This window comes from Oceanobacillus sp. FSL K6-0118 (genome assembly GCF_038006665.1).
In the GTDB taxonomy this organism is placed as follows: domain Bacteria; phylum Bacillota; class Bacilli; order Bacillales; family Amphibacillaceae; genus Oceanobacillus; species Oceanobacillus caeni.
In genome coordinates this window covers 2040031-2052628 of record NZ_JBBOVR010000001.1, presented here as the reverse complement: position 1 = coordinate 2052628, position 12598 = coordinate 2040031, and the positions used below count along the sequence as shown (strand labels likewise).

Sequence of the window (12598 nt, the reverse complement as noted above, 5' to 3'; positions counted from 1 at the left end):
AAGAAATATGAATATCTGGCGGATAATCCAGATGTTAAAGTGATGCCAATTATGCTTTCCTTAATTATTGGCGCTTTTTTTGCAATATTAAACGAAACGTTATTAAATATTGCACTTACAACCTTGATGGAGGAATTTCATATTTCCTTGCCTACTGTACAATGGATGGCAACAGGATTTATGCTAGTAATGGGCGTTGTTATCCCAGTATCTGCCTTATTACTACAATGGTTCACGACAAGACAATTATTTTTAGGAACGATGACTGTCTTTACGATTGGGACGACAATAAGCGCAATAGCACCTACTTTTCCGATTTTATTAGTTGGTCGGTTAATCCAGGCAGTTGGAACCGGATTACTAATGCCGATCATTTTCAATGTGTTTTTACTAATTTATCCACCACATAAACGTGGGAAAATTATGGGGTTAATAGGTCTGGTCATTATGTTTGCTCCTGCTATCGGTCCTACACTTTCAGGCATCATTGTTGAATATTTAGGATGGCGTTACTTATTTATTACAGTTATCCCATTCGCCCTATTCTCCATTGCCTTTGCATATAAATATTTAATCAATGTATCGGAGGTTACGAAACCAAAGATTGATATACTATCACTCGTATTCTCGACCATCGGGTTTGGATCAATCGTATACGGATTCAGTGCGGTTGGAGAAAGTGAAGCTGGTTTCCTTAGTCCAAATGTTTATATTGCAATCATTATTGGGTTTATTGGAATAGTTTTATTCTCATTTAGGCAGTTAAAATTGAAAGAGCCTGTCATGGATTTAAGAGTTTTTAAATATCCGATGTATACACACGCGGTTTTGATGTTTTTAATCATTATCATGGCGATGTTTGCTTCTGAGATCATTTTACCAATCTATATGCAGGGACCGTTAGCCTTAACTGCAGCAACAGCTGGTTTGGTTTTATTGCCTGGCAGTATTTTAAATGGACTCATGTCACCATTTATGGGGCACCTCTTCGATAAATTTGGACCTCGTGTTTTAATGATTCCTGCTACATTTGTTTTATGCGGGACGATGTTTATGATGAGCAGATTAACGATTCATACTTCATTGTGGGTAGTAATCGTTGGATATATCCTTATTATGTTATCTGTTTCGGCAATTATGATGCCCGCTGAGACGAATGGGTTAAATCAACTACCAAAACATTTGTATCCACATGGTACTGCTATCATGACTACATTACAGCCCGTTGCTGGCGCGATTGGGGTTTCTGTTTTTATCAGTATTATGAACGCAAGACAGCTTCATTATTTACAAACGGCGAGTAATCCACAAGACTCTGCCGTTATAAACCAAGCGATGGTAGTCGGTGTTGAACTTGTCTATTTAATTGCATTTGTTATGTCCATCTTGGCTATTATTCTAGCGTTTGTCGTTTACCGTGCCGAACCGAAAGAGATGGAAGAACTACAGCAAAATGAAGGATAGAGTTTTGGTAAAAAAAGCCCTATGTATTTGGGATTTCCAAATACATAGGGCTTTGCAATCTCTTTAATCAATACATTTACTGTGGAATTCTCACTTTAAAAGATTCAAACTCAACCGGCTGTATCATATCTCCTTTATATTCTAACTCTTTTTCGTTGCCATTTTCATCGACTTCTACTCCTCCCCCGCCTGACGGAATAACTACATAGGGAGTGATTGTCAATTCAGAAACATTAGAATCAATGGGATCAAAATGCTTATTACTCTTAAACACTATTTTATTCTTAACCAATTCACCTGACGCCCCACCAGAATGACCTGTAATTTCATTTCCATCCTGATCCACTACTTTAAATTCTATATTTCCCCCGCGGCTTAATTCAAAATCTGTTTCGTCTTCGGAACTTTCATAAGATAGACTTAATCCGGTTGGACTTATAGATAATTCCGATACTTTAAGATCTACCCCATCAACAGATTGTGAATGATTAACAGCTATTTTATTAATGTCGGTTATTTTTTGAACAGGAGTGGAAAAATACCACTTCTCTCCATTTTCTCCATGTAATATTAATCCAAGTTCGAAGTTTTCCGGCATTTCTTCAGTCACATTTATTTCTTGAATGGCAGTTCGAGTAGTTGGTGAAAGAATATTTTCGCCGTAACTACCAGTGGATCCACTAGGAAAATTACCGTCGATCGTAAAGTCCATCCCAGCTCCAAAATATAATTCATCAAGTTCTTTTTCAGATTCAATGTAAAGACCAACAGTAATATTATTCTGATCATATAGAATTTCATCAAGCGTAACGGCTATTCCATTTACTGTCTGTGTCTCCCCAATTTCATTCGTTAACCCTTTTTTTTGCGCTTGTTGTAAACCGATTAAATCGGAATTTGCGAAAATAGAACCGATAATCGGAATTTGCGACAAACTACTTGCTAAAGCAGGCGAAAAGTAAGAGGAGCCAACCAATATCGCAATGACAGCTGCCACACTACAGAAAGCATAAACTAGTTTTCTTTTTGCATTGTTCTTTTTAATATGAGGCGTAGTTATTTGTTCTTCTGCTCGAATAATTCCTGAACGAATCGCGGAACGTACCTGTTCTTTCGGAAAATCGTCGAACGGCTCATGTGACTTTTTCATTTAATGGATAACTCCTTTCTAACTCACTTTTTAATTTTTTCCTTGCTCTACGTAAGTACGTTTTTACTGTACTAACCGGCTTTTCCATCACTTCGGAAATATCCTTAATCGACAAATCATGATAGTAAAATAAAATGATAGACGTTTGATAGGATGATTTTAGCCTCGATAATGCCTCACTTAAATGAAAAGAATCTATTTCTTCCTCTTGCTTGCTATCTAATCTTTTCAATAATTCGCTTTCCTCATAAGGAATCATTTGGTCACGTTGTTTTAATAGCTTATAACATTCACGTATTAAAATTCTAAAAAGCCAAGTTGAAAAATACTCCGGATTTCGCAATTTCCTTATCGCAAGGAATGCGTTGTACGATGTTTCCTGAATAGCGTCCAAAGCATCTTCTTTATTACCAACGTAAGAAAGCGCCTTGTAATATAGCATTTTTTCTTCTTTAAAGAGCAATTCTTCAAAAGCTTCAACGTCGCCATTAATCGCCCTTTTCACAGTATGTAGATCGTGTTTCATATTGTCATCACCCCCTCCTCTCACTTATTAGAGTGATTTGGACATACAAAAAGTTTCAACTTTTCCTTTTTCCTAAATAAGTTTTAAATCTATTATTTATTCTTCGTGTCATGATAAGCTAATTATAGGGATTGTGAAGACGTTGCGGATAAATAGATTGCAAGCGGTCAGGAGCTAAGAATGTTAGCCGGCTGGAGTTGAAACCGGTAACGATTTTTAACAATCATAATAATAGACTACAATAATAGCTCAAATATAAAAATATCCCTCTAAGTAACTTTTTTGATACTTAAAGGGACGCGCTTTTTATTAACTAATTATGAATTAATTCCCATCCTCTTCTACTTTATGAAACAACGCCTCTGGAATCATTTCAAATCCTTCAATCATTGTATTTTCTTCTAGTTCAATCATAAGGTATAGCTTTCCGTTTAAGTGGACTTGGCGTACATGTCTTAATTCTTGTGGACTGATAGAAAGATCCGCTACTTTTGTTTTTACTTTGATTGATTTTGAAGTATATTTTGGTACCACATTACTTGCTTTTATTTCGTAGCTATTATCATCAATCACCGTCTTAAATGCAGTTTCTACCTTTTCTGTATCAATATTTTCTATTCCACTACTTTTTAGGACTTTTTCAACATCTTTGTAATCTAATTTAGGTTCTTCTTCCTCTTCATTTTCTTCTATAACACGATTAATTTCGTCGTACATATTTGATAATGTGGTTGTATCGATTTGGGGACCAGCAACTTTTTTCACAATTTCTTCAAAAACTATTTTATCATCTTCTGCTGTCATCGTTTCTTCGGCATTTAATACCTCTTCTATGAAATGATAATTCAATTCATATGCTTTTCCAGCAGAATAAAGGACATGATTCACGTCCGCTGCATTATCTGTAAAGCATGGGAATAGAAATCCCGATACTGGTTGTTTCAGATTGATAATTGGATCCACGACAAAATTATATTTAAACTCCTTTTCAACGTAGTCGAAAAGTAATTCTTTTTTCGGATCCTGTGTTTTATTCATGCTGCATAAAATAAAGGGATGGGAATAAACCGTATCTCTTTCACTTTCTTCCGATTCTTCACTACGACGCTTCATCGGTTTCATATATTCCCCGCGAATGAAAGTAACAACAATATCCATTTCATATTGTTTATCTTTTAACATTTTTTCTACAAGTAGAAGCATTTGTGCAATCCAATCTTCCGTTTCACTACTTATTAAACCTTGGTGTAGAATCAATTGACTATTATCTTCAACATCACGTTGGAACTTTAACTCAAATAATTTTTCATCCAATTGGCCTGACAATATTTTTTTAAAGTTACCCATGAATAATTCTTTTTGTTCCTCTTCTAACATTTCAAAAGGCATACTTTGATAATGATAGATATCACTGGATTCTTTCATAATATACACATTAAATATCTCATGAATTTTTAATAGATCATTATTTAATTTAAATTGTTTACGAATATTTGCAATATCCTTCTTATTCATCTCGTTCCACTCCTTATTTGCCCGAATCAAAGCGACAGTTCGCAGTCCCACTTTGGTATGTAACGAAAAACACCCACAATGGTGCTATTGTAGATGTTCCCTTCTATTTACTATTAAATTGACTATTCTAGTATAACATCTACGTAGAATTTTTCATCATTAATTATATCGCTGAAAAAGTAAAACGCCTGCAACCGTCACCATTTTGACGTCTGCAAGCGTTTGGGATTATTTTACTACATTATATGCACCGATGAATGAGACATGCACCTTTTTCCATGATTTTTTGTTATGTTTTTGTACATTTATTAATCATATTACCACTTGGAATTTGCAGTCCTTCCAAAAAGTATATTTTTTCCTTTTAAACAAACTCTAATAAGAAAATAGGAGGTACAACATTGAAAGCTGTTACGTATCAAGGAAAGTATAAAGTAGAGGTTAAAAAAGTGGCTGATCCTATTATAAAGGATCCTCAAGATATTATTGTAAAAATTACTTCCACCGCTATTTGTGGTTCTGATTTACATCTATATCAAGGAAACTTTCCTCTTCCAATAGACTATATGATTGGTCATGAACCAATGGGGATTGTAGAAGAAGTAGGTCCAGAAGTTACTAGAGTGAAGAAAGGTGACCGTGTCGTTATTCCCTTCACCGTAGCATGTGGTGAGTGTCCTTATTGTCATAACCATCTAGAAAGTCAATGCGATCACTCCAATCCGCACTATGATTCTGGCGGTTATTTTGGCTATTCAGAGAAATTCGGAAACTATCCTGGAGGACAAGCAGAATATCTTCGAGTTCCTTTCGCTAACTATACCCCGTTTGTCATTCCCGAGGATTGTGAATTAGAGGATGAATCCCTGCTATTTCTATCAGATGTATTGCCAACGGCTTACTGGAGTGTTGAACATGCAGGGGTAAAGAAAGGTGACACGGTTATTGTTTTAGGCTGTGGACCAATCGGATTAATGGCACAAAAATTCGCCTGGCAAAAAGGTGCCGAAAGAGTCATTGCCATCGATTATATCGACTACCGTATCAACCATGCGAAAAAGGTAAATAAAACGGAAGTATTTGATTTCACAAAAGATGAGGATATGGGTGAAACATTGAAAGAATTAACAAAAGGCGGAGCAGATGTTGTCATTGACTGTGTTGGAATGGATGGTAAAAAGTCACCATTAGAGTTTGTCGGTCAGAAATTGAAGCTTCAAGGCGGAACCATTGGCCCACTTCAAATTGCCACGAAAGCTGTTAAAAAAGCTGGCACGATACAAATTACAGGAGTTTATGGTGGATTATATAATATGTTTCCACTCGGTCCATTTTTTACAAGAAATATCACCTTAAAAATGGGACAAGCCCCTGCACGTAGTTACATGCAAGAGCTTTATCACCAGATAGTCGCTGAAGAATTTGATCCGACAGATATTATTACGCATAAGCTTCCACTTGATCAAGCAGAAAAAGCGTACGATATCTTTAATAATAAAAAAGATCATTGTATTAAAGTCATACTTAAGCCATAACTTTTAACAATTTATTCATATGACCAAAATCTAATTCGGCAAATTTTTCCTGGACCTTTGTTTCATTCATATTCCAGATTGCTTCATCAAGTGAACATTGGATAGGGACATCGCATTTAATTCCGGCAAGTTCCCGTGATAAATGAAGCATTTCTAAGTCGTTGTTAATTTTTGTTTGAATTCCTTTAGACAATTGATCCATATTTGCTAATAATTGATCGATGGTTTCATATTCCTGGAGTAATTTTAGTGCAGTCTTTTCCCCAATACCTTTTACTCCAGGATAATTATCTGAAGTATCGCCCATTAAACCTTTCAAATCGATAATTTGTTTAGGATGAATCCCTTTTTTATCGTAGAAATTATCCATTGTAAATACTTCATAATTCCCTTGCCCTTTTCTCATAATAGCAACATGAATTCCGTCATCAACAAGCTGTAAAATATCTTGATCCCCTGTTAAGATGAGGACATCATTTTCTTCGTTTGCATAGCTACGTGCCAATGTTCCAATACAATCATCCGCTTCAAAACTTTCTAAACCGATATTTGGTATATCAAATGCTGCTACCACTTCTTTAACTAAATCAAATTGTGGAACTAATTCTACAGGCGGTTCATCACGATTTGCTTTATATCCAGCGTACATTTCCGTACGAAAGGTTTTACTTCCCATATCCCAACAACATACAACATGTGTTGGTTCAAATTTATCGACCGCATCAAGTAAATAGCGTAAAAACTGATAGATTCCATTAGTAGGAACACCTTTACTAGTTAACATAAAATTCCCTCTAAATGAAGTAGCGAAAAAGCCACGAAATAGTAAAGCCATTCCATCTACTAATAAAACCTGATTTTTTTTCAATTAGGACACTTCCTCTGTACCATGTTTACTTAATTCCGTTTCCATGATTTTTTGTTTTTCTTTAAGCTCAGAAATATTTACTTCTGTACTCATCATATCTTCATAGTTTTTCACCTGAAGATCATTTGTTGAAATTGCTTGTTGCTTCATTTTTTCAACTAGTTCTTCCCATTGTGGCATAAAACCAGCAAACATTACTTGTTTATTTTCTTCGATGTAATTTTTTGCTAATGGTGACAGTTGGTCGAAAATCGCTTCTTTCATCTGTTCTTTTTCATTTTTTTCAAAGAAAGCTTTCGTTCCCTTAAACGAAGAGATCGCCTTATTAAACAAGCCCAAATCGATATCGGTAAACGCTCCTTTATAATCGGGCGTTTTTAATTCGTCATCTTGCCAATTCGGTAATTCAAATAAATGATCCATATCGATACATTGTTTCTTAATCGACTGATAAAAATCATTACCCTGCTTAAGTATATAAGCTTCCATTCTCAATGAGACTGCTTGGAGCTCTTGGAATAATTCGAATCCAACATATTCTATTAAATTTTCAAGATTATTCCTTAACTGTCCGACTGCTTTTCGACCAGATTCGGTTACAGTAGTCGGGTTGAAATGTTCCTTAAACATATCATGGAAGCGGATCTGTAATCTTTCTAACACATAATAAAGTTGCTTATCCATTTTATCACGAATCTGATCACTTAGGGTAGTTGTTTCAATATTTACCAATCGTTCCTTCAGTATTTGTTTCTTCGAATGAAGTTCTTCTTTCCTTTTCCGTTTGGATTCTTCATCTAAATTCATCGAATCAATATAGTCAGCTAACTTATGATAGGTTCTTTGCATATCCCAAAGTGCTGAATCTACTGTCAGCGCCGTTAAGTCGTAGTGAATGAATCGATAAAAGGAGTCCTCAAAAGTAGCCATTTGTTCGTTTAGTTGATCGTTGTTTTGTTTTTCTTTCAGTGATTGTTTACTAGAAACAGGATACAATCTTGGTAGTCTTACTCCAAGTTCTAGTAGTTGCTGGCCCACATATTGAACAACTAAAGAAAGCTCCTTCTCGTCACGTGCCAAGTCAGCCGCATTAACAATAAAGAACATCTTGTCTAACTGAAATGCCTCTTTTACCCTACCTAACTGCATGAGAAAATCTCGATCCGCACGGGATAACGCATGATTATAGTAGGTTACATAAAGAATCGCATCAGCATGTTTAATATATTCAAAAGCAACATTCGTATGTCTTGCATTTACGGAATCTGCTCCGGGTGTATCAACAAGTGTGATTCCTTGCCTAGTTAAAGCACAATCATAATAGAGATTAATCGACTCGATATAACAAGCTTTTGTTTCATCGGTAACATAAGAACCGAATTCTTCTAATGTAATCGTTTGTCTTTTTCCAATATATTCTTTTATATATGGATAGCCATTCACCAAAGCTAAAAGATAAGATTGATACATTTTATTTAATTTAGGACTCTGATAAACCTTTTCGTCTTTAACCCATTGTATAAAAGACAGTAAATCAGTTTCTTTTGGACTAAATTTCTTCGTTATCTTTAATAAATCATTCATTAATGTGTCTTTATCTTTCAACCTGACAACAACTGTTCCATGTTGGTAATCATCAGTTACCGGACATATTCGATTGACTGCAGCTGTAGTTGGATTCGGTGAAACCGGTAGCGCATTTTCGCCAATCAGAGCATTAGCAAAGGACGATTTCCCTGCACTAAACGCTCCAAATAATGCAATCGTATACGAACGGTTAGATAATCGTCTTTTTTTCTCGTATAAATCCTCCTGCAAGGTATCAAATCCCGGAAGATTAGAAATCGTTTGAATCACGTTTTCAATACTAATTACAACTTCATCTGTAGCTAATTGTTTCTTATTACCTTTATCTCCCTTTGGTAATTCAGCTTTTTTGATTTTAGTTTTTTCAATAGATAGTGTTTTTGGAACTTCAACCTTCTTCATTTTTTCTGTCCGTTGATTCAATGCATCTTCTACATGACCCCAAGCTGATTGACTTGGTGCAGGATTTTCGAGTATTTCTTCCAATCTACGTAAATTTTCTTTTAATTTATTCTCTGTGTGATCTTTATGTTCTTTGTAATCTCGAATATATTCAAGCTTCGACAGTCGTTCTTTTAGTTTGCTTTCTTTTTCACTATTTCTCTTTTCTATAGATTGTTTTATTTCAGTTAATAACTGGCTTGCTTTTTTCCTATATTTTGTTTTTATGTCATTTGCAACTTCTTTTGTGTAATTAAGAACATAATCTCCATTCACTTTTGCACCCGTGTTTATTAACTGGATTAAATCTTTTTCTCCATAATCTAGTTTCAGTGATTGGATATGTTGTTTAATAGATTCCTCTGTAATTTCATATTCCTTGATAAGCCCAGCAAATTTTTCCCTTAGTTTCCACTGTATAGAAGCTTCTATATTTTCTTGTAAAGGATGTAAGAATTCTGCTAAACGCTTTTCTTTCTCAAACGAAGTCTTTTTCTTTGAACCAAATAAACCAATTTTAAAATTACTCTGCTGTGACTCTAGGAAGTCATGTGCTTTATCTCGTAATACTGCCGGCATGATATAAGCGTTATTTAATGTACTTTTTAATTCCTGATTATACTTACTCTCGAATTCTGGAACTTCATTTTGAAGATGATTCAACTTTAAATTTAGCTCATACATTTCCTCTAAACCATCGTTCAAATCAATTTCATTAACCTTTCCATCTAATTTGCTTTCATATGTATGGTTTAAATATTTTCGATGATTTTCAAGTACTTGATGTACAGAATGTTGAATCGTTCGCGTTTTTTGATTCATTATATTTGAAATAGTTTCCTGAACTTCTTTAAATTGATTATGTTTGACATCTTTATCTATTAAAGATGTGTAAAAGATGTTTTCAGGTAGCACATTCCATTGTTGGAAAGTTAGCTCAATACTTTGTTTAAATTGTTGAAAAGATAATTCAGTTTCATCATGTTTGTCAATTTGATTAATAATGACATAAAATGGAATTTGTTTTTTCTGGATTGATTGTAGAAATTGTAAATTCACTTCAGATTGAACATGGTTATAATCCATCACGTAAAACATAACGTCTACCAAATGTAAGGAAGACTCTGTCATAATTCTATCCGCATCATCAGCCGCATCAATTCCTGGTGTATCCATCACAGAGAAATGTTCTGGTAAAATGCGTTTTTTCGTGCTTATCTCTATTTTTTTAATCGTGTCTTTATCCTTCGAGTAATCCTTGATCATATCCATATCATAAGGTTCCTCGAATTCTAAAATATCGCCATTGTGTAAATGTACTCGTGCATACCCACCACCAGAGTTAATTTTGACTACGTTAGCACTTGTAGGTATTGGGCTTTTTGGTAAAATATCTTCCCCCATCAAAGCATTAATCATCGAGGACTTCCCAGCAGAAAAATGCCCCGCGAAACTGACAACTAGTTCGTTAGCTATTAGTTTCTTATATAAATCTAATACTTTTTCCGCGTTTGCAAAATCACCATTGTCATGAAACAATTGATACAATGCTGTAAGATGTTCCAACTTAATTTCTATCGATTTATCTCTCACTTTCAAACTATTCATGAATGCCTTCTCCCTTAATCTTAACTTACCAACTATTATACGGAAGATAATTGGTGAATACTAGTCAGAATTGTTATTCTAACTTAAAGTGAACCACCCCCACTTACCACTCTTACGGGTTGCTTGAAGTGGGGGCTTCTTGGGTAATCGCCACTTTTGGTAGCTGACGAATTTGACCAAGCTAACCCTCTTGTTCCAAGAGTTTATTTTTTATCAGGCACTTTCTAACAATCGAATGCCTTCTTTTTTGATATTGAGTGCTGAATTGTAATCCCTATCAAGGTTTAGTCCACATGCACATTGATAAGTGCGTTCTGATAATTTGATTTCTTTTACTGCCCCACATTTCGAGCAGGTTTTTGTAGAGGGAAACCATTTATCTATTTTGACAAGTCGTTTCCCTTGTTCTTTTAATTTGTAGTGTAAGAAAGAAGTAAACATCCCCCACCCATTATCAGCGACACTTTTACCAAACTTTAGTGCTTGTGACATCCCCTTCATGTCTAAATCTTCAATCACAACAGCATCATAGTTAGTTACTAATTCTTTCGACTTATGATGAAGAAAGTTCTTCCGTTGATTGGCGACCTTCTCCCCGATTTTAGCTACTTGAATACGTTGTTTATTCCAGTTAGAAGATCCTTTCTTTTTACGCGAAAGTTTACGTTGTTCCATTGCTAATTTATCAAGCATTTGTCGATAAAACTTAGGGTAATTGGCTCTCTCACCCTCGCTATCGACAAACAACCCATCCATCGCAAAATCTAACCCGACTACTTTTTCAATTTCTTTGCTCTCTATCTCCTTCTCGTACTCTGTAAGAATAGAAATATAGTATTTTCCTGATGAGGTCATAGATAGGGTACAAGATTTGATTTTGTATTCTGATGGTATCTTTCTATGTTGCTTGATTTTGACCATTTTTAGTTTAGGTAATTTGATATGACTATCCAATAACTGAATATTACCGTTTACAACATTTGTTGTGTAACTTTGCCTGTGTCGTTTACTTTTGAATTTCGGGAATTTGGCATTCCCCTTGAAGAATGCTTTATATGCCTTATCCAAGTTTAGTTGTGCGTTCGCTAACGCTAAGGAATCTACCTCCTTTAGCCATTCGTACTCTTTCTTGTATTTGGCAGGAGTAGGGTTCTTCACCTTTTTTAAGGCATCTTTATCATCCTTTAATAAATCATAAGTCTCTTTACGTTCAGCTAACATCTTGTTGTAGACAAAACGGACACATCCAAACGTTTTGCGTATGATCAAAGCCTGTTCATCTGTTGGATACAATCTAAACTTGTACGCTTTATTTTGTTTAGCCATATCAAATCACCTCACTTTGCCCCTTGATTTTCAATATATTTTTTCACCACTTCAATTGGTGAACCACCAGTCGTCAACAAACAAAAACTTCTTGACCAAAACATTTCTTTCCATAATTTTTTACGAACATGAGGAAAATCCTTCTTGATAAGTCTTGAACTGGCACTTTTATAGGCATTGATGAATTTCGATAATTCACTGTTAGGTTGTGCTTTGAACAAAATATGAATATGGTCCATATCGTGGTTCCATTCAACTAATGTAATATTATACCTTTCACTCAATGTCACAAATTTATCTTTGGCATAATCTGAAATGGTATCATCTATTACTTTTCTACGATACTTCACGACTAACACAAGATGATAATACATCGAGAACACTGAATGGTTATTACTATCTAATTTCATTTTTATATCAATCCTTATGTTTTATAAGACTGATTATACCTTAATGAACAATAAAGGCAAAAGAAAAAGCCTTGGGGCTGTCGCCCAACCGAAATTCATCTCCCCCTTATCATTGGGCTACGCCCTTCACACGCTTGAAGAGGGAGACTTCTTTCGGAAGTGCGTTAA

At 35.0% G+C, this 12598-nt stretch carries 9 protein-coding genes; 2 read left to right on the top strand and 7 right to left on the bottom strand.

Annotation, left to right across the window (positions count from 1 at the left end; translation table 11 throughout):
• Positions 1-42: 42 nt before the first annotated feature.
• Positions 43-1464 carry an MDR family MFS transporter gene (locus MHI02_RS10535; protein ID WP_341166110.1) on the top strand — a complete coding sequence of 474 codons (1422 nt, stop codon included), beginning with the start codon at positions 43-45 and terminating at the stop codon, positions 1462-1464.
• Positions 1465-1540: 76 nt separating this feature from the next.
• Here the strand turns inward: MHI02_RS10535 and MHI02_RS10530 are convergent, their stop codons facing one another.
• The 3 genes from MHI02_RS10530 to MHI02_RS10520 all read right to left on the bottom strand — a co-directional run bounded on the left by MHI02_RS10530 (position 1541) and on the right by MHI02_RS10520 (position 4655).
• A complete protein-coding gene (locus tag MHI02_RS10530; RefSeq protein WP_060669167.1) occupies positions 1541-2614 on the bottom strand; it encodes a DUF4179 domain-containing protein in 1074 nt (357 codons plus the stop codon).
• The gene (locus MHI02_RS10525) at positions 2598-3140 is read right to left on the bottom strand and encodes a sigma-70 family RNA polymerase sigma factor (RefSeq protein WP_047186521.1); all 543 of its coding nucleotides are present in this window, start codon (positions 3138-3140) and stop codon (positions 2598-2600) included. The genes MHI02_RS10530 and MHI02_RS10525 overlap by 17 nt, the downstream gene beginning before the upstream one ends.
• A 324-nt stretch (positions 3141-3464) precedes the next feature.
• Positions 3465-4655 (bottom strand): DUF4317 domain-containing protein, encoded by a 1191-nt coding sequence (locus MHI02_RS10520; protein ID WP_047186522.1) that lies wholly within the window; start codon positions 4653-4655, stop codon positions 3465-3467.
• Positions 4656-5056: 401 nt separating this feature from the next.
• Between MHI02_RS10520 and MHI02_RS10515 the strand changes: the two genes are divergently transcribed.
• On the top strand, positions 5057-6190 hold the full coding sequence (locus tag MHI02_RS10515; protein ID WP_341165886.1) for a zinc-dependent alcohol dehydrogenase: 1134 nt from the start codon (positions 5057-5059) through the stop codon (positions 6188-6190).
• Here the strand turns inward: MHI02_RS10515 and MHI02_RS10510 are convergent.
• From MHI02_RS10510 to tnpA, 4 genes are all read right to left on the bottom strand, one after another.
• On the bottom strand, positions 6180-7058 hold the full coding sequence (locus MHI02_RS10510) for a 5'-3' exonuclease (protein WP_047186524.1): 879 nt from the start codon (positions 7056-7058) through the stop codon (positions 6180-6182). The two genes, MHI02_RS10515 and MHI02_RS10510, sit on opposite strands and share 11 nt — an antisense overlap.
• Positions 7059-10694, bottom strand: a complete 3636-nt coding sequence (locus MHI02_RS10505) for a dynamin family protein (protein WP_060669164.1) — start codon at positions 10692-10694, stop codon at positions 7059-7061.
• A gap of 213 nt (positions 10695-10907) precedes the next feature.
• Positions 10908-12020 (bottom strand): transposase, encoded by a 1113-nt coding sequence (locus tag MHI02_RS10500; RefSeq protein WP_341165885.1) that lies wholly within the window; start codon positions 12018-12020, stop codon positions 10908-10910.
• Positions 12021-12031: 11 nt separating this feature from the next.
• Complete coding sequence (gene tnpA, locus MHI02_RS10495) at positions 12032-12430, bottom strand: IS200/IS605 family transposase (protein ID WP_114335144.1); 399 nt, start codon at positions 12428-12430, stop codon at positions 12032-12034.
• Positions 12431-12598: the final 168 nt, after the last annotated feature.

Coding starts and splice junctions, on each gene's coding strand:
- MHI02_RS10505 (WP_060669164.1), bottom strand. CDS start 10,694: ATGAATAGTTTGAAAGTGAGAGATAAATCGATAGAAATTAAGTTGGAA.
- MHI02_RS10520 (WP_047186522.1), bottom strand. CDS start 4,655: ATGAATAAGAAGGATATTGCAAATATTCGTAAACAATTTAAATTAAAT.
- MHI02_RS10500 (WP_341165885.1), bottom strand. CDS start 12,020: ATGGCTAAACAAAATAAAGCGTACAAGTTTAGATTGTATCCAACAGAT.
- MHI02_RS10530 (WP_060669167.1), bottom strand. CDS start 2,614: ATGAAAAAGTCACATGAGCCGTTCGACGATTTTCCGAAAGAACAGGTA.
- MHI02_RS10535 (WP_341166110.1), top strand. CDS start 43: ATGCCAATTATGCTTTCCTTAATTATTGGCGCTTTTTTTGCAATATTA.
- MHI02_RS10525 (WP_047186521.1), bottom strand. CDS start 3,140: ATGAAACACGATCTACATACTGTGAAAAGGGCGATTAATGGCGACGTT.
- tnpA (WP_114335144.1), bottom strand. CDS start 12,430: ATGAAATTAGATAGTAATAACCATTCAGTGTTCTCGATGTATTATCAT.